This window comes from Chryseobacterium sp. FG46, from assembly GCF_057809135.1.
In genome coordinates this window covers 62665-88694 of sequence record NZ_JBMDJJ010000014.1, presented here as the reverse complement: position 1 = coordinate 88694, position 26030 = coordinate 62665, and the positions used below count along the sequence as shown (strand labels likewise).

Sequence of the window (26030 nt, the reverse complement as noted above, 5' to 3'; positions counted from 1 at the left end):
GGTTTCCTGAAAATCATCAGAAAATCTTGGGTTTAAAAAAAACACATCAATAATGAGAAAGCCACTATTAAGTGTTTTGAGACAAAACACAAAATTGCTTAATTCAATTATATTTTTTACCTGTTGGTCTCAATTACACGCTCATGCCAATTCAATTTTTCTGAATAAAGGAGACCATGTAACTCCTATTATGGAGGTATCATCCTCTCCGGATAGAAAGATTAAAAATAAAGAGCCGGAAAAAAGCAAAGATATACCAGACTCTTCTAATCCAAAGAGAAAAACGGGACACGGAAATAAAATTCAACCAGCCAATATAGCTCCTGCAATTACCACATTACATGAAAATGATATTGCTCATGCAGGAACATCCGGGAAAACAAGATATTACCTTTCAGATATTAAAGAAGGAATTATCGGAACAGATGCAGATCATCCGATAGACCAGGTGTATGATAATATCTTTACCATTTCGCTAAATGAAAAAATCAATCCAGCTTACCAATATACCCTAGAATATGATTTATATGGAGCCGCGAGTTATAAAGAAGTAAGTAAAGTTGTCAATGATGAATTGGCGGCAGGCGGAAATAACCTTCAAAAGGGTGAAGGATGGATGCATCAGTCAGAACCTATATCGGTAAGTTCTGTTCGTCATGGAATTAATACAATTATCTTTACCATACCTCATCTGTCGAAATACAGCTATAAAGTAAGGAATCTTCAAATAGGGGTTTCTGAAAAAAAACAAAATCTTGGAAGTATTGATGAAAAATATAATGCTGCCATTATTTCAAAGTTTATAGCGAATATAGGAGGAGCAGAAAAAATGAGCTTGGGTTCGGCAGAGCTTGTCATTCCTCAAGGAGCGTTGAAGAGTTCGGAAAGCTTTTCTATTACTGCCCTCAGAGATATAGATATGCCCGCCTTGTCACCGGAAATGGTGAATGTAACCTCACAAAATGCAGGATATCGGTTTCTTCCTCATGGTGAGCATTTCTCGGTTCCTGCAAAAGTGGCAATAGGATATGATAAAAGTAAGATCCCAACCGGATATACTGAACAGGATGTACGAACCTATTATTTTGACAAGCAGCAAAAAAAATGGATTGCTTTGGAAAAAGATACTTTGAATCACCAGCAAAGTGCTTTAATTTCAAAGACCACCCATTTCACCGATATGGTCAACGGAATTCTGAAAGTTCCTGAGTCTCCTGAAACAGGCAGCTATGCTCCCAATTCTATTAAAGATATAAAAGCGGCAAACCCCTCAGAAGGAATTGTAAGCATTGCTCCCCCTGCACCCAACAGTATGGGAAGCGTAACCACAAATTTTCCCATTAAACTTCCTGCGGGAAGAGCAGGAATGCAGCCCTCATTAAATGTAAGTTATAGCAGTGAAAGCGGAAATGGCTGGATGGGAATGGGATGGGATATGTCGATACCTGCCGTTTCTATTGATACCCGGTGGGGAGTGCCAAGATATGATAGCGGAAAGGAAACTGAAATTTATTCTTTAGGAGGCGAACAGCTGACTTTTGAAGTAAGTCCTGGTGTTTTTGCGATGCCGAACAGAAACGAAGGCTTTGAAAAAGGAAGACTGTCAGACAGACAGTTTTATCCTAGAATCGAGGGCGCTTATAACAGGATTATAAGAAAAGGGACTAACCCTACAAATTATGTGTGGGTGATAACTTCAAAAGATGGGACAATATCTTATTTCGGAGGGGATGAAACCGGAGTAAAAGATAATGCGGTTCTTAAAGACGCTAACGGAAATATCGGATATTGGGCATTGTATAAAACTATTGATACCAATGGAAACTATGTAAAATATAATTATGATAAATCTATCTATACAGGAACTCCGGGAAATGGAGGGCAGGAACTGCATATTTCCCAAATAGATTATACATTACACACTACACAGAATCCGGCAAAAAAATACAGCGTTTTATTTACAACAACATCTGGAAGAGAAGATGTCCAGATTAACGGAAGACTTGGTTTTCTTCAGGTTGAATCAAAAAGATTAAACAAGATAGACGTTAAATATGGCGATGAAAATGTGAGAAGTTATGAATTTGGATACAAAAGTGATGATAAAACTTTTAGAAAATCTTTATTAAAAAGTATTACAGAAAAAGATGCTTCAGGTGCCGATTTTTATACCAACATAATAGAATACAATGAAGCGCCGGATGCCGCAAATATGTTTGGGAAACCTCTACCATGGAAGGCACCAGATCAAGCTGGTTTTCCAGGCTTACTTTCTTCAGGACAATTGCTTCAGGGATATACTATGCTTTCAGGAAGTCAGGGTAAATCTACAGGAACAAATTTTGGAATTAGTGTAGGAGCATATAATTTATCCTCTCCTCCTACAAGTGAGACGAGCTTGTTTAGTTTTAGAAAAGGAACTGTAGGGGCACATGGCTCTATTAGTAACTCAACCTCGGAAAGTAAAATCACCTTAATAGATATAGATGGGGATAATCTGGCAGACAGAGTCTATCAGAATAATGGGGTTATTTCCTATTCTAAAAACCTGGCAACTGCAACCAATGGGATTCAGGCATTTGGTCCTCAGGTTACCGTTGGAAATTTACAGGATATAGGGAAATCTAAGAACTCATCTTGGGGAGTAGGAATTGATGCTAATTTTGGGGGAGGAAGCCTTGGATTCGACTATTCTAACAGTACCAATACGACGTCATCTTATTTTATGGATTTTAATAATGATGGATTGGTAGACTTTGTGAAAAATGGAAAAGTATACTTTAACAGCATTGTTGGAAATGTACCTTCATTTGATCCTAATAGCGGTTTGACGCCATATCCTATTAATGTTACTTCCATTGGCACACAACCATCAATTTCATTATTTGATGATCAGGATAAGGCAGAGAAAAAAATGATGTTGGAACAGAATCCATTACATGATGCTGTACGTGTATGGGTAGCTCCAAAGTCTGGAACTATCACGGTTAAGAATACTTTCAAGCTAAACCAAACAGTATGTAATCCGGAAGAAGACTGTAGTAAAGCAGACGGTGTTGCCATTTCTTTTCAATATAAGAATAATAATCCATTAGTAAATAATATTAATGCAGGAGACTATAGCCAGCATTCCTTTGCGAATCAAGTAATTAATATTAGCAAAGGTGAAAAACTTTATTTTAGAGTATCTTCTAAATATGATGGAACATTAGATCAGGTAACATGGAATCCTGAAATTACCTATTCAACATCAAACCTGCCGAATCTTGATAGTGATAACAGGGATTTGTCAGTATACAAATCTCAGGAAGATTTTGTGAATTCCGCGGCCAGTCCTTATGTTGTTGGAAATGCAGGAACTTTAAATTTATACTTAGATAAGACAATTCCATTGTCTGATGATGCTAAAATATTTCTTACGGTCAATGATGTAGATTACGCTCAATACCCAATGACAATAGCATCAGCATCTACTTATAATAATGCTGTTATTGGCTCACCTATAAATTTGAATCTGAACGATAAAGTATCCGTAAAGGTTTACGCAGATACTCAAATAGATTGGGCAAAATTTAAATTAATCCCTGAATTTACTGAGACTTCATCTGGAGAAAAGACCTACTTGCATGTAGAATATAGTATGTATAATGACAGAGGAAGTTTTGTAACCTACCCAGTTCAATCTGGAGATCTGGGGAAAAAGATTTCTGTAAAAGCATCATCTCTTCCCAACTTCAATGGGAAAAGTGGAAGAGTTACAATTTCAGCAAAAACTAAAAACAAATTATTAACTAAAACAGTTTATAATGTAATTAACGGTAATGCAACTCCAAATTTTGGTGCACCATATACTATAGTATCTCAGGATTTAAATGAGAACATCTATTTAGAAACAACAGTGGGGAGTGATGATAGGGACTTTATAAACAACATAACAAGTATTAGCGGGACTTTAATAAATAATGGTCTTAATTATATAAACAATCCGACTAACTTATCAGTACAGTTATCAGGTTCAAATACAGTACAGCAAACAGGAACAATTGTAATTAGCCAGGCTACAATGCTGAAATTTCAACTAGGAAATTATGTTGCAGGAACATCAGCTACGCTTGGTATCAATACATATTTCCCTAACGGAACCTTGTCCGGACAATCGGGAATGCCTGTGTATTCGGAAACAATGCTGAATCCAGGAACCTATACCTTTGTTTTAACATTTTCTCCTGGCGGAGCTCCTTCAGCTTTTACAAAACTATATATTGAAAATGCAGGTAGTGAAAATACTATAATAAGTTTTACCAACTCACCGCCACATAAACCAATATTAAGTTCACAAACACCAACATCTGCATTAAATTCAAATAAATACGACAGTAGATTTGGAATACTATATCGTGGTTGGGGTGGGTTTATTTTAAATGGAAATAATTTAAATAAGAATACCATTGTAGAAGCTTATGACATCAACAATAACTTCGCTAACGGAGGTACTGTTGCTGAAATGAAAGTGGATGAAACACTTTTGAAGTTAAATAATGCATATGGCACAGATCCAGGTACCAACCCTACCATTAATAATCCTACCATTGATCCTAATGGAAATGTTACAATCGTAGATAATGGTGGATCATTATCGAAGAATTACTTCCTAATGATCAATTCTAATGTTAATAATACCGACAAGGGAAGATTGGTAGATGTTGATCCAAGTATATACATTTCTCAAAATACGATCAATGCTTCACGTTTGGGAATACATAATATAGATTCTAATTTTGATAATCATTCGTTAAGCCAGGCAGTAGGATCTGAGCTGAATGCACCAAATATTCAGTTGAAAAATCAAAGTGTAAGTGTAGGTGCAGGAGTTAGTGCAGGACTTGCCGGAGTGAACTTCTCACAAACTATTTTCTCTGAAGCTAAATCTGTCCGAAACGTATTAGATTATAACGGAGATGGATTCCCGGATGATTTCAATAAAACCAATGTGAAAATAACATATCCGGTAGGGTTTTTATCAGGAAGTTCTTTAAACGTGGGAAGTCAGTCAATTTCAAAAGCCAGTTCAACGGGACTTTCGTCAAGTTATTCATTTGTGCATGGTGAATCCAGAAGAATGGCTTTTATACAAACAACAGGAGAAAAATCTGATAGTAGAGCCTTTAATGATAATTTAATAAGTAGTTCAGTTGACAGTAAGGTAGCTGCCACAAAGTTATCTGTAGGGTTAAATGGAGAAACTTCTTCTGAGAATTCAAAGCAAACATTCTTAGACATTAATGGAGACGGTCTTCCGGATAAATTTAATACAAATAGCTTTGCACTAAATGTGGGGAATAGTTTTGCCGGGAATAGTTCTTGGGGAACAGATTTTACTTCTGAAGGAGTAGGAAACGGATTTGGATTGGGCGGAGGAGTCAGTTTATTCAGAGGAAGTTTTGAGTTTGGAGTTAACTTTAGCTCTAATACAGGTACAACCACAAAAGAGCTGGTGGATATTAATGGAGATGGATTGGCAGATAAAGTTTTGTATGCAGGAAATAGCGCAACAGTATATCTTAACTTAGGAGATAAAATGTCCAGCACTCCATTAAACTTAAACTTTCAAAATGGAAATGATATTCATAAAGATGTATCTATCAGTGTTGGAGGAAATGCAGCAGGAACGATTTTAATTCCTATTCCTATTGTTGCAGGAGTAAGCGGATTGAAGCTGAATGTAACTTTAGGTGTTTCAAAAGGCAATTCAACTTCAAGGTCTCATGCTACATTTAAAGATATGAATGGAGATGGATATCCTGATTTTGTAACGTCTGATGATACGGATAAGGTTACTGTTCAGCTTAACCAAATCGGTATTACAAACCTCCTGAAAAAAGTGACAACTCCAATGGGAGGCTCATGGGAAGTTTCTTATGAAAGGAAAGGGAATACCTATGATATGCCTCAAAGTAAATATGTTTTGAAAAGCGTAGTTACTAACGACGGATTTAAGGGAGATAATGCATTGAGTCCGGATATTTCAAAAGTTACTGTGGATTATGAAAGCCCATTTTACAGCCGTAGAGAAAGGACTTTCTATGGTTTCAAACAGGTTATGGTGAATCAGATTGATACCAAACAGGGAGGAGCTTCTTCTAATACAATTTACAGAAAGACAAGACAAATATTCCATAACGATAGTTATTATTTAAAAGGATTAATGCTTTCAGAAGAGCTTCTTGACGTAAACGGAAAAATCTGGACTGTGAAGACGAATAAGTATGGGCTAAGGACTATAAAAAACACCAATACTGATTTTGTTGTCCAATACGGAGAAAAAGAAAAGTTAAATGTAAATTATGCTTGTTTTGTAGCTTTGCTCAACGTGGAATCTCTTTTCACAGAAGGAGGAACAGGATCAAAAAAATCATCCACAAGCTTCAAGACATTTGACCAATGGGGAAATGCGATAAAGGTAGAAGATACCGGAGACCTGGATATTGGTGCTTCTGAAGCATTAATCAGCACTATTGGTTATACATTAGTTAACCCATCTCTATACATCATCATGCCTACCTCTGTGAAAAATACAGCACAGGGCGTAACCAGAGAGAAAAAAGCGGAGTATGATTCCAAAGGAAATCTTTCAAAAATGACCATTCTTAGCCAGGGGACTAATTATTCAGTTTACGATTTTGAATATGATGCCTATGGAAATATAACAAAATCTACAGGGCCTGCAAATGCTCAGAACCAAAGATTCTTCCATCAGTATACCTATGATGATAATGTGAAAACGTATCCGGTAAAAGTTCAGGACGCCTTTGGGTACAGCAGCAAAACGAAGTATGACTTCCGTTTCGGAATACCTACCTATACTGAAGATATGAATCTGCAGCCTATGAAGTATGTATATGACGCCAAAGCAAGAACTACGGAAATCACCGGGCCATATGAACTCTTTAACAATATTCCGTGGACGATTAAGTTCGAGTACAACCCGATTACCAATGCACCGCTTAATGCTTCCAATGCACAGTCTTTTGCCGTTACGAAACATTATGACCCGGAATATACGGACAGCACCATCAATACCATTACCATCGCAGATGGTTTCGGAGGAGCCGTTCAGGTGAAGAAAACCGGAGATGTTCATAATCAGGGATTGAAATATATTGTAACAGGTAAAGTAGAAGAGGATGCGTTCGGAAGAGCATTAAAAACATACTACCCAACGGTGGAAAATGTCAGCTCATCTAATACGCTGTATAATGCTGGCGTAGATACTATTGAGCCAACCATCAGTCAGTATGATATTTTAGACAGGGTAGTGTATACAAAACTGCCGGGAGAAAATCTGTTCTCAACCATTAAGTATGGTTTCGGAACGGATGTTCAGGGAAGAAATATGTTTGAAACTATTTTCACAGATGAATTGGGAGGCGTTAAGAAAACCTTTACAGATATCAAAGGAAGAACAACCTCTGTTCATGAAGTTTCCAATACCGGAGATATTAAAACCCAATTCACCCATGATGCTATAGGAGAGATCCTTCAGGTAAAAGATGTAAATAATAATATTACAACATCAGTTTATGATGATTTGGGAAGAAGAATTACTTATACCCATCCGGACAGTGGAGTTACCACTTATAAGTATGATCCGGCCAATAATATGACTTCCAAAACCAATGCGGCTAATGAAACCTTAGAATATAAATATGATTATTCAAGGCTCAAAGAAGTTACCTATCCTTTATATCCTGAAAACAATGTAAAATATTATTACGGAAACGCATTGGATGCTTCAGCGATGGATAATAATGCGGTAGGAAGATTATGGTATCAGACAGACGCTACAGGAACACAGTACCTGAAATACGGAAGACTGGGAGAACTTACCTACCAGAGACGTTCAGTGGCGGTGCCGGGAGCAGGAGTGTATTGGTTTGGAACCGAATGGAAGTACGATACATGGAACCGTGTGAAGTCTATTATCTATCCTGATGGTGAAGTGGTGAATTATAAATATAACAAAGCCGGTAACCTGAATAATGTTTCTTCTGATAAGGATGGAAATCATTATAAAATGATCAATGGAATTGGCTATGATAAATTTGAGCAAAGAGTATACCTGGCTAACGGAAACGGAACGGAAACTACTTACGAATATGAAACCAACCGCAGAAGGCTGCTTAAAATGTATGCGAAAAACAGCAGCAGGTACTTTATGCAGAATACCTATCAGTATGATGTGATTTCCAATGTGATGCAGGTGCATAATAACGCACCTATTGTCAACGGATTATTAGGAGGAGGCACAAACTATGCCTATGGCTATGATGACCTGTACCGTCTTACTTCTGCTTCAGGAAACTGGAGAGGAATCAATACCCAGGCGCAGGAAGAACGCCATCGCTATACGGTTACCATGTCTTATGATAATATGCATAATATCATGAGCAAAACCCAGAAGCACGAATGGACTACCGGTGCAACCAATAATAACTGGGCCGCATTAGAACCCACCTCTTACAGATTGAATTATAAGTATGAGAATGCAGCACATCCGCATGCACCATCAAGAATTATTGATGAACCGAATATTGTACCGAATGCGACATGCTGTAATCCGGACGATCCAGGGGTTAAGTTTCAGAATTATCAATATGATGCGAAAGGAAATCCAACAGCTGTTTCACAGGAAACATGTACTTTTGCAGAAGAAAAGACTGTTTATCAATGGGATGAAGAAAATCGTTTACGTTTTGTAGATACCAACCCTTCCACTCCTGAAGTTGACGGAGCAGCAATCTACACCTACGACGCAGGGGGTGAAAGAATTATAAAAGACGTCCTGTCTTCAGGAGTTCTGTTTAGAACAGGAGGAGAGCAAACCAGCACCTGGCCTCAGCCGTTATATACCTCTCATTCTGCAACGATCTATCCTAACGGACTGGTAACGGTAAACTTTATATTTGATAATTCTCAGCTTGGAACGACAGCACCACGTTACACCAAACATTATTATGCAGGAAGCCAGAGAATCGTAAGTAAAATTGGAACCAGCCCGAATATCGGGATGTTTGATTGTAATTGGCTGATCATTCCTTTAGGCGGAACGACCCCACCGATAAACCCGGTGAATGTATCCAATACTATTCTGCAGACCGCTACCCAAAGCAGCCTGAATGTCATGCAGCTGAACAGCATTACTCCACCGCCAAATTATGGTCAAAATGCGGGGTATACCGGAAGTTGTGTCAATAATTACACAGGACCAAAAGAAGAACAGATCTATTGGTTTCACCCAGATCACTTAGGTTCCAGCAGCTATATCACCGGAGCAGATGGTGAAGTAACCCAGAATATAGAATACTTTCCAAGTGGCGAGGTTTTTGTAGAGAATCATAATAAGGCAAGTAATAATAGTCCATATAAATTTAATGGCAAGGAACTTGATGCTGAAACAGGGTATTACTATTATGGAGCTAGGTATTATAATCCGAGGGTGAGTTTATGGTTGAATGTGGATCCGCTGGCAGAGAAATTCGCAGAAAGATCACCATACGAATATACCTTTAGTAATCCAATAAAGTTTATTGATCCATTAGGTTTGGAAAGTAAAGGGGTTATAGAGGTAAAAAATGGTAAAGAAACAAAAATAAGCAATGTCGGAGATGATATAGGGGTAGACTTTTTAATCTATAGAGATGGAAAAAACAAAGGAAAGGTTGGGGTTAGAGATCAAAACACAGGAAAAATTAATTTAAATTTTAACCCAGGTATAAATTTAAATGTTGCTAAAAGAGGAAATAGTGTAGACTGGAACACAATTACAGATGAGTTTTTTGATGGAACAGGCCCTACACGATCATTATTTTCAGGGAATCATCCAGCCATTCAAGAACTTTCTTCTGATGAGTCTAATTTTGCTTATGAAGGCAGGTCCAATTTTATGGAAAAAGGCGGTGATTTTGGAGGGGTCTATATTAATTATACTCCAATTATTTGGAATCTTGAATCTGGACATAGAATGTGGGAACAAATGATGGGATCCACAGGAGTAGAATGGTACCGTTTAGGAGATAACATTTTATATATTATGACAGATCAAAAAAATAAAAGATCTTGGTTTCTTCATTTACCAGTAGATAATATTGAACGAACAAAAAGTAAAAACGGATCTTGGAAATATCCTGATTACTCTACTACGCATCAACTTTATATGTGGGTAGAACCAATTAATGTAACAGAAAAAAAATATAAAATTCGTGGAAGGAGTAATCGTTAAAAGAATATTTTTTTTAGGACTTATATCCACACTTGCGAGTTGTGGGTATAAGGACAATATAAATGGGACTTATGTAGGAAATTTTGAAAAACTGAAAGATACTATTAAGATTATTGATACATTATATAGTAGAAAAGTATATGATGAAAATAATAAATTAATATTTAAGCAGTCTGGAAAAATGGATTATTCTAAGAAACATAATAATGTTTGTTTTTATGGATTAAATTATGTAATAAAAAATCCTGATGAGCAATTGTCTAATGTGGATGGAAGGGGAAGTATAACAATGGCAAAAGAGGGACTTTTTACAATTAAATTAAGAAATACTGATGATACCTATTATGAGAAAATAAAATAGCCGTTGCGTAAATTTTGTGACTTTTAGCCACAATAAAAAAAGGCTGTCCTTTTGAGACAGCCTCTTTTTTATATCCCCCTTGGCGCGAGCGTCCCGCTCGTGCCAATAAATAAAAGCAAAACGCTAACTTTTCGGGTTAGCGTTTTGCTTTTATTATAAAGCGGCTACATTTTTATTAAAAAAGTCTTTAAATTTTTTGGTGGTAAGCATTTTGTCTACCATTTTAAAAATCATTGATTTATCATCTTCATCAAGTTGATTAATCAAATGCAACTTCTCAAAATCGGGTTTATCTTCAATAGAAATCTCTTTGGGAACGATATTCTCGTAGTTCAATATCTTGTCTGTAGTAAAGTTAAACAATTTAGATAGCTTAGAAGTTCTCTAAGGTATGCAAAGTTTGCAACTTTGAGCACTTTACACCAAACATTATTATGCAGGAAGCCAGAGAATAGTTACTAAAAATGGAACAAGCGATAATATTGGAGTTTTTGATTGTAACTGGCTGATCATTCCGTTTGGAGGAAGTACGCCACCTATTAATCCTGTCACCGTATCCAATACTATTCTGCAGACGGCAACACAAAGCAGCCTGATAGTAATGCAGCAGAACAATATTACCCCACCGCCAAATTATGGTCAGAATGCAGGATACACTGGAAATTGTGTCAATAATTACACAGGGCCGAAAGAAGAACAGATCTATTGGTTCCACCCGGATCACTTAGGCTCAAGCAGCTATATCACCGGAGCAGATGGAGAAGTAACCCAGAATATAGAATACTTCCCAAGTGGCGAGGTTTTTGTAGAGAATCATAATAAGGCGAGTAATAACAGTCCGTATAAGTTTAATGGCAAGGAACTTGATGCTGAAACAGGGTACTACTATTATGGAGCTAGGTATTATAATCCTAGGGTGAGTTTATGGTTGAATGTGGATCCGTTGGCAGAAGAATTTCCGGAATGGTCTCCGTACGTTTATACATTTAATAATCCTATCAATTTGGTGGATCCTGATGGTGTGGCACCGGTAGATCCTAAGCCTGGTTTTTGGAAAAGTTTTTTTGGATCTGTAGGAAGAGGGATTGTAGCAATTGGAAAGCATATAATTAATAATCCGAATCATGCAGGCTATGGATATTCTCCTAGTATGAAGACTCCTAGGGTTAGTGATTTTAAAGCTTATCAAATTAGTTGGAGTCAGCAGTTAGATCCTTACTATCAAATTAATAGCTTTTCTATGTCTTTAATTGGTGGAACTGTTAATTTTGTGGGAGGATTGTACACATTAGATGGAGCAAGAACTGCAAGAGCAATACCTGATGTTGCTTCCTCTTGGGGAGTTCTTTTTGGTTTTTCTAAGGCATTCTCTGTCAATAGTACGGGTGTTGCAAGAAGAGCATTGCTAGATAAAGCAAATGATATTTTATCATCTTCAGGTAAAAAACCGTATGTTATTTCAGCTGTTATAGATTCAGAAACAGGGAGAGTATTTTATGGAACGAATAGAACGATAAAGTCAATGGATGATGTGAATCCAAAACTAAAATCACACTTACCAAAACAGAGTTTAGAGGAATGGTCTACATTTAATTGTGCAGAATGTGATGCTTTTAACAATGCCTTAAATTCTGGAGCAAAATGGAAAAATTTGAAAGATATGCATACTATGCAGTTTAAAAATGGTAAATATATTGATTTTACAAGATGTAAAAATTGTCAACAAACATTTAAAAACAAAAAGCCAACCAGTGAATAAAAATATGAAAATTTCTGATTTTGAAAACATCTCAATTAGAGGTAGATATATTTATGGATATTTATGTCTAAATAAATATATAAGAGAGAAAAAATATCAAGCTTTACCCAATAAATTAGAAAGAAATATTGAAGATTTTGTGAGTTCAGGTCAATTAGATTTGTGGCATGAGAGTATTGAAGAAGTTTTGCCAGCAATAATTCTCAATAATAATTATAATTCTGGGTATTATGAGATAGTAGATTTTGACTATTATAATGAGCTTTTGAAATACTATTTAAGTTTGAGTCATGAATGTCTGATTTTAATAGATAATTTATTATATATTGGAATTAATAATTTGTATGGACAATTTAAATCGGAATTAACATTAGCTTATCTACAAAATATTATTGTAATTATGAATAGAAATAAAATGGATCTTCCCCAAGTGAATTATGTTTTTAATTTGACTGTTGATCAGAAAAATGGATGGGGGGATAGGGTAAATATGAAAGACTATCTCTATTTTTAGTAATAGTTTGGAACTTGGCGGGATTGCCCTGCTACCGTACGAATCCATTCGTGTGACAGATAAGAAACCCTCACTTTTGCGAGGGTTTTTGCATTATAAATTTCAAAAATTAAATCCTCAAAATGGAAATGTTCAATCTGGAAGAGCAACAAAATAATGTAATATGAAAAAAACTATTTTCAATGTATTTATTATAAGTATTATAGTATTATCAGTATTAGCCTATTTTTTAGGACTTACAGATAGTGCCTTCAAACAGGTTTATCCTTCTAAAAATTCATTATCATATCTTATGAACTCTGTAAAATATTTTATTTTTTGGGTTTTGCCTTATGGGTGGATAATAATATTGGGTGGGTCTTTATTAATAACTTTTTTATATTGGTTATTAAAAAAAATCTTTAAATAACTGATTGAAGATATTGTGATGATTAATTTGTTTCTAAACAGTATTAAATCCCCTCGCTACCGCACGAATTCCTTCGTGTGGAAGTATACTACCAATTCGATATCTATCATGTGTGGTATTGATATATTAATTGAGAATAATAAAAAGTTTCTGTTGAAAATATAAAATCATTAAAAAAAACAAAAGTTTTTAGGATTTCAATCTGATGTATTGAAGTATAATTTTTTAACCACACGAAAGGATTCGTGCGGTAGCAGGGGAGGTTTTTGTAGAGAATCATAATAAGACAAGTAATAACAGTCCTTATAAATTTAATGCTAAGGAGTTGGATGCTGAAACAGGATATTACTATTATGGAGCAAGATATGTCTTGTACTAAATAAAATAAGTTAACAATAAATCCTCTAATTTGATCCTGTTGTCATACAATCCTGGCACTTAATCAAGTAATTTTTGTAAAAAATAGTCAAAGGGTTCTCTTTGCATAAAATTTAAAATATGAAAAGAACCCTTTCGACAGCTTTATGCTGTATACTGCCATTAGGATACTGTGTGAATGCACAATCCGGGCTCTCTGCGGAGCTGAAAACAGAATATATTCCGGGCTCAAACTATATCCGCCCTGAAGACAGCACAAAGACTAATGCTAAAAGTGATTTTAAAAGAGTAGATCTTAATCTCAGCATTCCTTTATCTGTAAAAAAAGATTCCAATGGAAAAGTAAGAGCATGGTCTATGCTGCTGAGCGGATCTTACGCAAAGATGACCCACAAAAATTACGAAACAGGATTATTTCCGGACCAGATGCTGAATGCACAGGTCGGAATACAGCATATGAGACCTTTAGGCAAAAAGTGGAGTATGATGATGACGGCATCCGCAGGTGTATATACAGACCTTGAAAAAATAGATTTCGATGATGTGTTGGGACAGGGAGGAATTTTATTTATCAGACATTTTAATCCTAACCTATCTTTAGGGGCCGGGCCGGTGCTTACCACAGCTTTTGGTGTTCCTATGATTTTACCATGGATTTATTTCGACTGGAAGACAAACGGAAAGATTAAATTCAAGATCAATTTCCCGGAAGGGATGGAAGCCGGATATCTTTTCTCAGATAAGTTTACTTTAAAAGCTGTTGTAGAACTGAACGGAATGACGGCAGAGAGAAATATAAACGGAAAATCAATGCTGTTAGGGTATCAGCAGATCAGCGCAGGACTCAGGCCGGAATTAAAAATCAATGACAGACTTACATTACGTCTTACGGGAGGAACAGCCATATTGAGAAGCTTTAGTGAGAATGACCGAAAAATCAGCAGCATTTTCAGAGACAAAAAAATAGCTGATCCAAGATTTTCAAGTACATTTTACGCTGCAGTATCATTACGCTGGAATCTGCCATAAAAGAAGCCGGAAATCAGGAGTTATTATTCCTGTTTCCGGCTTCTTTCTTCCGGCTATTTGCTGATCAGTTTCTTATAAACCACCTGATTAAGCAATTCTTCTTTGCGGGTTCGGGAAATAGGAAGCTCAATTTTATTAATAAAAAGACGTCCTCCTGAGATCATGTCAATATGGGTAATATTGATGAGGTAGGATTTATGAATCCTGAAAAAATGATCCGAAGGAAGAGACTCCTCAATAGCTTTCATGGTCTGATGGATAACCAGTGATTTATCTTTAAAATGAAGCCTGGTGTAATTCTGCATGCTTTCAATATACAGGATATCTACCCATGAAATTTTAATGAAAGTATCAGACTGCCTTACATAGAGAAAAGGATCATCCAGTGGGGTATTGTTTTTTAATTTTTCACCAATGATAAACTGCTGCTGTGCCTTATTAACTGCCTGATAAAAACGGTTAAAAGCAATGGGCTTTAAAAGATAATCCGCTACCTGCAGACGAAATCCTTCCAAAGCATATTCTGAATAAGCCGTGGTAAGAATACATAAAGGAGGATTTTCCAGCTGTTCCAAAAACTCCAGACCTGTAAGATAGGGCATATTGATATCCAGGAAAAGAAGGTCTATTTCACTCTCTTTTACCTTCGCATCGGCTTCCAATGCTGTTGCGCAGGTTCCTTCAACGGATAAAAAGTCAATCTGGTCTGCCAGTTCTTTAAGATGAAATCTTGCCAAAGGTTCATCATCAATAATAAGGCATTTCATTTTAGGAATATTAGAGCTCATAAGTGTCAGATAGTGTTAATATTAAAGTTATTTTAAAGATTTGGTTATCCGACTCGATATTCAGATCGTGGGAATCCGGATATTGTAATTTTAGACGTTTTTTTACATTTTGAAGACCAATTCCACCGGTTCCGTCTTTCTTTTTATAGGTTGTCATATCCGAATAGGAATTTTCAACATAAAAATAAAGACTGTTGTTGCTTTCTTTACAGGATATTTTTACATAGCCTTTATGACCGGGAAGTCTGCAGACATATTTAAATGCATTTTCTATAAAAGGAACAAGAAGTAAAGGAGCAATAAACGCTTTCTTATTATTGATTTCCCAGGTTGCTTTTACATCCAGTTCATTTCCCCACCTCAGTTTTTCTACCTCAACAAGGTTTTGAAGGTATTCTATCTCTTTATCCAACGAAACCATGGACTGATTACAATGGTAGAGCTGATAGCGGAGAATGTCTGAGAATTTCATCAGCAGAAAATCTGCCAGCTGTGTGTCAGTCTTCATCAGAATATGAATATGATTCAGAATATTAAATACGACATGAGGATTGATCTGATCCTGTAAAAGCTTAAGCTGGTTTTCCAGATGGGCCTGCTGCAGGAGAATATGATCGCGTTCTATTCTTCCGTGCTCCTTATAAAATTTAATTCCACATGCCGCTCCATTAATTAGGAATGATGCCGGTAAAGACATATAAAAGCCCTGCCACAAAAAGGGCAGCTGATCCAAAAAATTTTGTGGAAGTTCTTCTTTTGGAGCCGTTTCGAGGTAAGTAAAAATAACAGAAAAAATAAGACTTAGTATGAATATAACCATTACCGCCTGTACCAGAAAACGTTTCATTCTTTTCTCCCGTAAAGCTTTTGGGAGAAGCTTATTGGTTAAAAAATGAGTGAATGTAAATGAAGAAACCACAATGATAACAGCTTGAATCATTGCAAGATATTTTTCTGTCATGGTTTGAAAATTACACCAAAGTGCAATAGCGAGAACAAACCAGAAAATAAAAGTAAATATGTATTCTTTTAAAAAAAAAGATTTTGTCATGGAAATGGAAATAGGTTGATAAAAAAATTAGAAACTGCAGGGCAACAGTTTCTAACAGGTAAAGATAATTTAAGTTTTTTAGAACAGGAAATAACCTATTCCAAGGGAAAAACTGTGGGGTTTGGATTTAAATTCTTTACTAATGCTTGTAAGCCCGGTCTCATACCTCAAATCTATCGTGAAGTTCTTATAATCTACTCCTACACCTCCCGTAATGCCAATATTGGATTTATCAAACTTTTTAAATCCCTCCTGAAGAGCCTGAGATGCAGATACTTTATTATTGAAAGCATAGCTGTAAACACCTCCGGTAAATACTCTTACATTAAAATCATCGGTTTTAATCAATTTATATCCTACTAGCACAGGAATATCAATAGCGTTCCATGAAAGTTTTGAAGAGCTTCCGTCTTGAGATTGGTATGATGCTTTTCTTTTGTTGAACAGAGCTTCTCCCTGCACATACAGTTTTCCGATATCCATTCTTGTCATTACACCTGCCTGATAACCGAATCCGTATTTCCCTTCTAAAGAAGATTCCGTGGATGTTTTTGTAAAGTTTGCCCCTCCCTTTACCCCAATGTGAAAAGCCGGAGTCTGCTGTGCTTTGGTTTCCATACTGTAAAAAATGCATAATAACAATGCACTTAAAGCGAAAAATTGCTGCTTCATAATTTTATTATTGTTAAAAATCTGGTGCAAAGCAACAACTATGGCGGATGGAATTAAATTTTATTTGATGAATGGCAGAGATGCTTTGACAACGATCTGTTTTAGGGTGAAAAATAAAACCGGAAGCATTACTACTCCCGGTTTTTATTGCTAATAGGGCTGTTCTTTATCCATTTTACAGCCCTTTCCAATTTGCCTTGTCAATCAGAATCTCCGTCTATATGATAGTTTTCTGAAGTGTCTGACATGATCTTTCTTAAAGGTGTTTTGTATAGGTAAATAAGTGGTATAAGTATTTATTTTTATCGAAAAGACTGAGCCGGGGTTCAGATCTAATTAATTCTTAATAAACTTTAAGCTTTTTCTGATGGCAGTACCGTCATATATATTGAGCATATATATACCATCCGGCAATGTAGAGATTGAAATTTCCTCTCCGCTTGTATGTCCGGTTTTAATTATTTTACCCTGTATATTCAAGATGCTGTATGAAGCCTGCTTACCTTCCAGCCCTTTAACCTGAATAAAGCTATGAGCAGGATTCGGTAACAATTTGATATTGTCGGCAATTTCGGTAACAGCTACACTACTTTGCTTCTGTAAAGGGGCAGCACCATTGCAATAGGGTAGGGCGTCCAGATTAATATTGGGAGTCTGTTGAGGAACAGCAATACTCAATAATGTATTAACTGGAGTATATTCATTGGTGAAAGCTCCGTTTCTTAAAAAGAACCTATTGTTAGTCGTTCCTCCCGAAGCATCTGCTCTCTGATTAGAGGTATAGGTTTCATCACCGTCAAAATTAGCCTTCGAAACAGGTAGCCATTGCCCTTTTACTGTTCTTACCCATTGATTTCCGAATTCGGCTTTTCTACCCAAATAGCCATTGTCTGGCTCAAAATTTTCAACAAAACTGTAAAAGCTTTTTAAATAGGTATTGGTATAGGGCCTCTTCCAGCTTGCAATCAGCTTCCAGCCGCCTGCATTAGTTGCAAAAAACCATGCTGTATAATCTGTATTACCAGCTCCATCTGGACTCGCCTTTAAAAGGAACTTATAGGTAAGCCCCGCTTTCCATGGAAAGCTCAGATAGCTCTGGCCTCCGGAACCTTCACCTCCAAATTTATCAACAGTAACATCCGTTCCCTTACAGTTTAATTTTACCTTTTTATCGTTCGGAATTGAATTGGGATTGTCTGTCTCGAACGGACTCCAGACCGAAAATAAAATCCGTCTTTCCGTTGCAGAATTTACCTGCATTCCAAAGTAACCTTCCTCAAATCCGTTTACCATAAAATAAGAACCCACCTTGTCTTGTCCTGCAGGTACTGTAACTTCATTGTAATAATAGGAAATATTTTCAGATGTAGGAACTACATATAATAAATGGCAGGAAGGACCTCTTCTTGCGAAATGAAAATTATTCTTTTGATTAGAGAAAACAGTATTTCCTGAGGTTGCAGATCCGTCAATCAGCAGATCAGATACGCGCCCGAAATAGAGTCCGTTTTTGCTCACACCCTGAAGATCTACTTTTACGTATCCTGCAGGTACATAAAAGCTTCCTGCAGAATAGGTATTAAAAGAGGTTCCCTTCATAAAGATCTTGTGTGAAACTCCATTGACAGTAACCTTAATTGTACTGCTTTTATCAAAGAATACCTTTGCGATTACTTTAATGTTTAGCATTCCACTGTTGCTTACTTTAAAATAGGTACTTACTATGGCTTGAGAACTCGTCCAGTTTGTCAGCCCGTAATCGGTAATCTTCTCCGTCCCATTACTTACCCGATGGGTTATAAAGGCATTTCCTCCAATAGGAATTTTGTAAGTGTTTCCGTTATAGGCAATGCCCGATCCTGAAGCCAAAACAAGATTGGCTGTGAAAAAGAATGTAATTAATGAAAAAATAGATTTTAATACGCTCATTTGTGTAATTTTTTTGTTAAAAATAATAACGTAAAAGATGAGAATCCAGAGAAAATTAATGAAAATTTAATTTTGATATAAATTCACTTTCATACGATCTTTTTTGTTAAAAATATTTTTATTTTTAGACTGTTAGGTTTAAAAATAAAACAATGGTAACTGCGTTTTTTAACTATAAAGAGTGTTTTTTTGTGATTTTACAGAGATACCAGGGGAGTGGTATCTTTTTGGATACAAACAGGAATAACAAAAACCCGGAAGTATTAATACTCCCGGGTTTTATTATTTAATAAGGTTGTTCTTCACAAATAGAAGGAGGAATACAGCCACCGCCGCCAGGGTTTCCTCCACCGCCTACAGCGATACATTGTCCAGGATTTCCGTCTTCATACATTTCACATGCATATCCCCAGGCGCATTGACAGTCGTCCTGACAATTATAAGAGTTGCCTCCCATATGACAGCCATCTCCACCGCTGCCCATAATGGCAGATAAGTCTTTTCTCAAAAGTTTTTTCATTGTTTTCATGATAATTGGGTATTCAATGTTATTGTTTAAAATTGTACATCCTTGTAAATATAATAAAATTGTCTTAATGTGTTGTAAATGAATTTTATGTGTAGCTTTTATATAAAGAAAAGCCACTGCAAAGGAGGTTTTCTTATGATAAAAAATGTATTAGAAACTTAAATTATTCTGATACAGCAGATACTCTTTTTTGAAAAGAGGGATAGTTCCTTCGTATCATAAAGGAGCGATAATAACATAATGAATTACGGTAATATTTTTAAATAGAGAAAAAGAAACCCGCTACCATCGTAGCGGGTTCTATATATTATTTTCTGAAGGACATTGTTAAGGGAACAGAAACATTGGAAGAAACTGGTTTCCCTTTGTCTTCTGCGGGTTTCCATTTGCCTTTATCTTTAATGCGGTAAAAAGCGGCTTCAATGAAAGCATTTACATCTTCATTATTTCCTTTTACATTGGGATTAAGAGCGTTCCCTTTAGAATCTACCACAAAACTTATTGTTGCTTTGTAAGTTTCCGAAGAAAAGTTCAGAAAGTCAAGATCTACAGCTTCATATAAAAGTTTTTGAAAAGCAGCTTTACCTTTATCGTATTCTGCTTCTTTACTCACTTTTGTTTTCGTAGGAGGATCTGCAGAGATCATTTTCTGATCTTCAAGAGAAGCTTTATCCAAAGCAGTCTTGTAGGCTGTTATTTTATCCTCTGTCAAAAGCCATTCTTTCTTGGTTCTTAAATCATTAGGCTTAGGATATTTATTATACAGAGCCGTTTTCTTTCTTTCATAGCGTGAATCTGCCCTTTGAAATTCAGAAATCTGGGCACTGCTGAAAATAAAAGAGAAAATGAATACTGATGCTAAGACCTTTTTCATGATTTATTACGCTTTAACAATATTAATAATAACTTCAGTTGCTTTTTCCATACTTTCCAAAGCTACATACTCGTAGGGTCCGTGGAAGTTGATTCCTCCTGCAAAAATATTCGGGCAAGGAAGTCCCATATAAGAAAGTTGAGCACCATCTGTACCCCCTCTGATTGCTTTGATCTTAGGCTCTATACCTGCTTCAGTCATTGCTTTTGCAGCAAGATCTACAATGTGCATTTTACCTTCAAACTGCTGCTTCATGTTTCTGTATTGCTCTTTGATCTCTACTTCAGCAGTTCCTTCACCGTGTTTTTGATTAAACTCGGCTACTTTTTCCTCCATGAATTTCTTTCTGGCTTCAAATTTATCTGCATCATGATCTCTGATGATATATTGAAGTTTAGCCTCAGAAATATCAGCTGTAATATCCATTAAGTGGTAAAATCCGTCGAAGCCTTTTGTTGTTGAAGGAGTTTCGTTAGCAGGAAGCATTTGAGCAAATTCAGCAGCTAAAAGAGCAGCATTGATCATTTTTCCGTAAGCATAACCAGGGTGAACACTTAATCCGTGGATTTTCACAACCGCTCCGGCAGCGTTAAAGTTCTCATATTCAAGTTCTCCCACTTCTCCGCCATCCATAGTATAAGCCCATTCTGCACCAAATTTAGCCACATCAAATTTATGGGCGCCTCTTCCGATTTCTTCATCTGGTGTAAATCCTATAGCAATTCTTCCATGTTTGATCTCAGGATGCGCAATAAGATATTCTGCGGCTGTTACAATTTCAGCACATCCCGCCTTGTCATCAGCTCCGAGAAGAGTTGTTCCGTCAGTGGTAATTAATGTCTGACCAATATATTTTTTTAAGCTTTCAAACCTTGAAGAAGATAAGGTGAATCCTGTTGTCTGGTTCAAAAGAAGATCATTTCCGTCATAATTTTCCCAAACCTGAGGTTTTACATTTTCTCCGCTGAAATCCGGTGAAGTATCATAATGTGAAATAAACCCGATAGTAGGCCTGTCATCATTTTCAAGATTAGAAGGAACATAGCCCATGATATAGCCATTGCTGTCTATAGAAACATCTTCCAGGCCGATGGTCTTCAGTTCTTCAGTAATATAGTTGGCAATATCCCACTGACGTTCAGTAGAAGGTGTTGTTTCACTTTCTGCGTCACTGGTTGAATATATTTTTACATAGTTAAGAAAACGGTTCAGTAATTTTTCTTTCCACAAAGGGTTGAATTCTATTGTACTCATCAGATATCATAAATTTTAACAAAGTTAGCAAATTTGATGCTGAGAATACGTTATTTGCGATTTAATATCAGGTATTGAAATTATAAATCAGATATAAATCTTTGAAAATCAAAATAGTGTTAGCTTTGTATGTACAGTATACTAAGTAGTTTAGTTTTATTATATTTGAGAAAATCAAAAAGTAAAAATGTTTCTTACCGAATGTCCTAGAGATGCAATGCAGGGATGGGGAGAATTTATCCCTACCGATAAAAAAATAGATTATATCAACTCCTTAATGGATGTTGGCTTTGATGTATTGGATTGTCTGAGTTTTGTTTCCCCGAAAGCGATTCCGCAGATGGCTGACTCTGATGAGGTGGCAAAAAATATCGACAAATCACGCTCCAAGACCAAAGTTTCTGCCATTATTGGTAATTACAGAGGTGCGGAAAAAGCATTGAAACATGAGTCTGTAGATATTCTGGGCTTCCCGTTTTCTATTTCAGAAACTTTTCAGCACAGAAATACCAATAAAAGTCAGGAAGAAGCTTTTGATGAAATTATTAAAATGCTTGAACTGGTAAAAAGCGAAGGAAAACAGCTTAATATCTACTTCTCGATGGCTTTTGGAAATCCGTACGGTGAAATGTGGAAGTGGGAAGATGTTGACCAATGGGCACAAAAATTCTCAGATATCGGTGTAAAAGATATATTATTATCTGATACAACCGGTGTGGCAACTCCGGAAACCATTGCTCTTTTGTTTGAAAAAATACCTTCAAAATATCCGAATATCAACTTCGGAGGACACTTTCATAATCGTTATGAAGATTCCTATTCAAAATTAAAGGCTGCTTATGATCAAGGCTGCCGAAGATTTGACAGTGCCATCAAAGGCATTGGTGGATGTCCTATGGCTAAAGATGATCTTGTAGGAAATATGCCTACAGAGCAGGTTATCAACTTTATGAGCGTTGAAAAAGCAGAACATAAACTGAATCTTTTGAACTTTGAAAGTTCTTATAATAAAGCGAAGGATATTTTTCATTTTTAAGAAGAATGAATTATAAGTTCATCTATTTAACAACTTACATAGATCTCTGATGTCCATAGCTAAATTTGAGATTCCTATGGAATGACAAAATACGGCTGAACGGTCTGTTTCATTAATATCTTCAGATATAATGGAGTGTGACCTGACTCAAATTTAAAATTTAACCCCAAAATCAACAAAATGTCTCCAATCATCTCACCAACCGAACTCAAAAAGACTCCAACCGAAAATCTTGTTATTCTTGATGCAAGAACAGGAAAAGACGTAAAACAAACTTACCTTGATAAGCATATTAAAGGAGCAAGATTTATTGATCTGGATAAAGATCTGGCTGAAATAGGAGAGAATGCAGCTTTTGGAGGGAGACATCCGCTTCCTTCCGTGAAAAAGTTTGCTGAAACACTTTCAGATCTTGGAATTTCAGAGGGTAATCATATTGTTGTCTATGATGATAAAAATGCTTCGAATGCAGCTGCACGTGCCTGGTGGATGCTAAGATCTTTCGGATTTGAAAAAGTTCAGGTACTTGATGGGGGAATGCATGCAGCGGAAAAAGCAGGTTTGGGATATGCTTCAGGAGAAGAGATCTTTGAGAAAGCTTCTTTAATTAAAAAAGATCATTGGAGTTTTCCGGTTTCGAGCCTGGAAGTTGTTGAAAGTGAATTGAAAAACAATTCTTCTACGGTGATTGATGTAAGAGACGCTTACCGCTATAAAGGTGAATCTGAACCGATTGATCTGGTTGCGGGGCATATTCCGGGAGCGGTTAATATTCCTTTTTCTGAAAATCTGGATGAAAACGGAAACTTTCTGAGTCCTGAAATTTTAAAAGGAAAATATAAGCAGTTGTTACAAAATAAGCCTGATCATCTGATCATTCATTGCGGATCGGGAGTTACTGCCTGTCATACTATTTTAGCTCTGGATTATGCAGGATTTCCAATCCCAGATCTGTATGTAGGTTCATGGAGTGAGTGGAGCAGAAGGGAAGGAAAGGAAATAGCAAAAGATATTTAAAAACAAAAACCCCGAAAATTTTTCGGGGTTTTATATTGTTAAGGGTAATTTTAAAGCATTCCCAGCTCAAACTTCGCCTCTTCGCTCATCATATCCTTATTCCAGCTTGGTTCAAAAGTAAGCTCTAAATCTACACTTTTTACGTTTTCTACTTCAGCCACTTTATCTTTTACTTCCTGAGGAAGGGTTTCTGCAACAGGGCAGTTGGGAGTAGTAAGGGTCATTATAATTTTTACGTCAGCATCATCGGAGATCTGGACATCGTAAATCAGCCCTAATTCGTAAATATCTACCGGAATTTCAGGGTCATATACGGTTTTTAGTACACTAATGATTTCCTCACCAATGTCAGCAATTTGATCGTCTGTAAATTTCATTTTTTAATCTAGATTGATATTCCTTTTCAACAAATCTTCCTGACGCATACGCCGGAAAATATTTGCCAAAGTTAAGACATCTTTTTCACAATAGTCAACAATTCTCTGCAAGTCTTTCTCTATGTAGTAAATTGATGAAACCATTGAGCCGTCAATATCATCCTTCGGAGTAGGAATACCAAAGACATGAGCCAGTAATTCCAGGGATACAAAACTTTTATAATCACCGAACTTCCAGAGTTCCATTGTATCGATATGCGGAATTTCCCAGGGCTTTTTCCCAAACATCTGAAACGGTGCCGGAGGCTGCATACCATTGATGAGGTATCGTCTTGCAATCCATGGGAAATCAAATTCTTTTCCGTTATGAGCACAGAGAATCACGTTATAAAGCCTTGGGCTGTTGAATATTTCTCCAAACTCCTGCAGCATTTTCTTTTCCTCATGCCCGGAAAAACTCTTTATTTTTAACGTTTCATTCTTTTCAACCATTCCGATGGTGATGCAGATGATTTTTCCAAACTCGGCCATGATGCCGGCTCTGTCATAAAACTCTTCTGCAGTCACTTCTTCCTTTCTCTGGAATTTTGTTTTTTTATCCCACAGGTATTGCTCTGTTTCGGATAACTCGTCCCATGATCCAGCCTGTGGAACGGTCTCAATATCAAGGAATAAAACTCTTTCTAAAGGGATGTTTTGTATCATATTGTGTTTTGTTGTCTATCCTACCTGCATTCCATTTTTTGTAGGCAATGAAGGTGTCAAAAGTGTAACATCTTTTTTGTCGTCTCCATACAATCCTAGTACAAGACATTCGCTGAAGAAATTGGCAATCTGTTTTTTAGGAAAATTGACAACGGCTAAAATCTGTTTTCCAATAAGCTCTTCTTTTTCATATAGAGAAGTAATTTGGGCGGATGATTTTCTTATTCCTAAGTCTCCGAAATCTATTTCCAGCTGGTAAGAAGGGTTTCTGGTTTTTTCAAAATCATTCACTGAAAGAATGGTTCCGCATCTGATGTCTATTTTTTCAAAATCTGCCCAGGTGATATCTGGTTTTACTGTCATGGTAATTCGTTAATTAAATGTTCTACTTCTGTTTTCTGCTCTGCATATTTTTGTTGTAATACTGAGCCTTCGCCCATTCTTTTGTAATATTCCAATGCTTTTTCTCCGAAGAATTTTTTATGGAAATCTGAAACTTCCGGTATCTGTGGGAATATTTTGTGAAAAAGCATTTCATAATACGCCTGAAATTCCCTTTCATTTTTGTCTTCAATAACCTTTCCGGGAGCTTTCTGTCTTACATGAAGCATTTCGTGGGCAACCATATTCAACACAAGGTTCAGGTCAAAATCAAATAAATTTCGTGGGATCATCACCGTTTGTGGTCCTCCCAGCTCCCCTTCTGCCGTAAGAAGCATCGAAGTAGGAGAGAGTTCTTCCCTGAATCCGAATCCTGCAAAGTTTTCATGTTCCAGGTCAAAAGAATGGATCAGATATTTTGCTGCATCCAGAATCTGGTTGTGTTCTTTGTATGCCTCAAGGTGTAAGTTGATCTGCTCGAAATTCATCTGAAATATGTTTTAAACAAATGTATTAAAATATTGAGAATACTAAAACGGTTTGTACCAAAGGTTTGAGAACAAAAAGTAAAAATAGTTTTTTATACGTCAAGTTCTGTCGCTTCCCTGATGGATATTTGCTTCAAGAAAAAACACAGCGTATGAAACTAGACTTCAAAATTTCAGGTGGACATCTTTTGCCGGAAACC

Annotated in this window: 20 protein-coding genes; 8 read left to right on the top strand and 12 right to left on the bottom strand. The window is 36.4% G+C overall.

Annotation, left to right across the window (positions count from 1 at the left end; genetic code table 11):
* Window positions 1-52 precede the first annotated feature (52 nt).
* Together ACODR7_RS12340 and ACODR7_RS12335 are read left to right on the top strand one after the other, a co-directional pair.
* The gene (locus ACODR7_RS12340) at window positions 53-10279 is read left to right on the top strand and encodes a SpvB/TcaC N-terminal domain-containing protein (protein ID WP_488839376.1); all 10227 of its coding nucleotides are present in this window, start codon (window positions 53-55) and stop codon (window positions 10277-10279) included.
* On the top strand, window positions 10260-10640 hold the full coding sequence (locus tag ACODR7_RS12335) for a hypothetical protein (RefSeq protein WP_488839374.1): 381 nt from the start codon (window positions 10260-10262) through the stop codon (window positions 10638-10640). Before ACODR7_RS12340 ends, ACODR7_RS12335 begins: the two co-directional genes overlap by 20 nt.
* 153 nt (window positions 10641-10793) lie before the next feature.
* Here the strand turns inward: ACODR7_RS12335 and ACODR7_RS12330 are convergent, their stop codons facing one another.
* The gene (locus tag ACODR7_RS12330) at window positions 10794-10976 is read right to left on the bottom strand and encodes a hypothetical protein (protein WP_488839372.1); all 183 of its coding nucleotides are present in this window, start codon (window positions 10974-10976) and stop codon (window positions 10794-10796) included.
* 265 nt (window positions 10977-11241) lie between these two features.
* Between ACODR7_RS12330 and ACODR7_RS12325 the strand changes: the two genes are divergently transcribed.
* From ACODR7_RS12325 to ACODR7_RS12310, 4 genes are all read left to right on the top strand, one after another.
* Entirely contained in the window at window positions 11242-12399 is a 1158-nt protein-coding gene (locus ACODR7_RS12325) for an RHS repeat domain-containing protein (RefSeq protein ID WP_488839370.1), read from the top strand.
* Between the two features lie 4 nt (window positions 12400-12403).
* Window positions 12404-12913, top strand: coding sequence for a hypothetical protein (locus tag ACODR7_RS12320; protein ID WP_488839368.1), 510 nt, complete (start codon window positions 12404-12406; stop codon window positions 12911-12913).
* Between the two features lie 163 nt (window positions 12914-13076).
* Window positions 13077-13322 (top strand): hypothetical protein, encoded by a 246-nt coding sequence (locus ACODR7_RS12315; RefSeq protein WP_488839365.1) that lies wholly within the window; start codon window positions 13077-13079, stop codon window positions 13320-13322.
* A 498-nt stretch (window positions 13323-13820) separates the two neighbouring features.
* On the top strand, window positions 13821-14729 hold the full coding sequence (locus tag ACODR7_RS12310; protein ID WP_488839363.1) for a DUF6268 family outer membrane beta-barrel protein: 909 nt from the start codon (window positions 13821-13823) through the stop codon (window positions 14727-14729).
* Between the two features lie 53 nt (window positions 14730-14782).
* Here the strand turns inward: ACODR7_RS12310 and ACODR7_RS12305 are convergent, their stop codons facing one another.
* The 7 genes from ACODR7_RS12305 to pepT form a co-directional block, all read right to left on the bottom strand.
* On the bottom strand, window positions 14783-15517 hold the full coding sequence (locus tag ACODR7_RS12305) for a LytR/AlgR family response regulator transcription factor (protein ID WP_488839361.1): 735 nt from the start codon (window positions 15515-15517) through the stop codon (window positions 14783-14785).
* Window positions 15507-16478: a sensor histidine kinase gene (locus ACODR7_RS12300; RefSeq protein WP_488839360.1), complete on the bottom strand. Its 972-nt coding sequence runs from the start codon at window positions 16476-16478 to the stop codon at window positions 15507-15509. The genes ACODR7_RS12305 and ACODR7_RS12300 overlap by 11 nt, the downstream gene beginning before the upstream one ends.
* A 168-nt stretch (window positions 16479-16646) precedes the next feature.
* Window positions 16647-17240, bottom strand: coding sequence for a porin family protein (locus ACODR7_RS12295; RefSeq protein WP_488839358.1), 594 nt, complete (start codon window positions 17238-17240; stop codon window positions 16647-16649).
* A gap of 336 nt (window positions 17241-17576) precedes the next feature.
* Window positions 17577-19169 (bottom strand): DUF3472 domain-containing protein, encoded by a 1593-nt coding sequence (locus tag ACODR7_RS12290; RefSeq protein ID WP_488839356.1) that lies wholly within the window; start codon window positions 19167-19169, stop codon window positions 17577-17579.
* 286 nt (window positions 19170-19455) lie between these two features.
* On the bottom strand, window positions 19456-19698 hold the full coding sequence (locus ACODR7_RS12285; RefSeq protein WP_076595113.1) for a hypothetical protein: 243 nt from the start codon (window positions 19696-19698) through the stop codon (window positions 19456-19458).
* A 307-nt stretch (window positions 19699-20005) separates the two neighbouring features.
* Complete coding sequence (locus ACODR7_RS12280) at window positions 20006-20572, bottom strand: energy transducer TonB (RefSeq protein WP_488839355.1); 567 nt, start codon at window positions 20570-20572, stop codon at window positions 20006-20008.
* Between the two features lie 6 nt (window positions 20573-20578).
* Window positions 20579-21826 (bottom strand): peptidase T, encoded by a 1248-nt coding sequence (gene pepT / locus ACODR7_RS12275; protein WP_488839354.1) that lies wholly within the window; start codon window positions 21824-21826, stop codon window positions 20579-20581.
* 187 nt (window positions 21827-22013) lie between these two features.
* Between pepT and ACODR7_RS12270 the strand changes: the two genes are divergently transcribed.
* Complete coding sequence (locus ACODR7_RS12270) at window positions 22014-22862, top strand: hydroxymethylglutaryl-CoA lyase (protein WP_488839352.1); 849 nt, start codon at window positions 22014-22016, stop codon at window positions 22860-22862.
* A 180-nt stretch (window positions 22863-23042) separates the two neighbouring features.
* Window positions 23043-23879 carry a sulfurtransferase gene (locus ACODR7_RS12265; RefSeq protein WP_488839350.1) on the top strand — a complete coding sequence of 279 codons (837 nt, stop codon included), beginning with the start codon at window positions 23043-23045 and terminating at the stop codon, window positions 23877-23879.
* A 50-nt stretch (window positions 23880-23929) separates the two neighbouring features.
* Here ACODR7_RS12265 and ACODR7_RS12260 read toward each other — a convergent pair whose 3' ends face one another.
* From ACODR7_RS12260 to ACODR7_RS12245, 4 genes are read right to left on the bottom strand one after another with little or no spacing between them, the layout of a single operon-like run.
* Window positions 23930-24256, bottom strand: a complete 327-nt coding sequence (locus tag ACODR7_RS12260; protein ID WP_076352964.1) for an SUF system Fe-S cluster assembly protein — start codon at window positions 24254-24256, stop codon at window positions 23930-23932.
* A gap of 3 nt (window positions 24257-24259) precedes the next feature.
* Window positions 24260-24961 carry a 3'-5' exonuclease gene (locus tag ACODR7_RS12255; RefSeq protein WP_488839348.1) on the bottom strand — a complete coding sequence of 234 codons (702 nt, stop codon included), beginning with the start codon at window positions 24959-24961 and terminating at the stop codon, window positions 24260-24262.
* 15 nt (window positions 24962-24976) lie between these two features.
* Entirely contained in the window at window positions 24977-25324 is a 348-nt protein-coding gene (locus tag ACODR7_RS12250) for a tRNA-binding protein (RefSeq protein WP_488839346.1), read from the bottom strand.
* Window positions 25321-25830 carry a hypothetical protein gene (locus ACODR7_RS12245; protein ID WP_488839344.1) on the bottom strand — a complete coding sequence of 170 codons (510 nt, stop codon included), beginning with the start codon at window positions 25828-25830 and terminating at the stop codon, window positions 25321-25323. Before ACODR7_RS12245 ends, ACODR7_RS12250 begins: the two co-directional genes overlap by 4 nt.
* Between the last annotated feature and the right edge of the window lie 200 nt (window positions 25831-26030).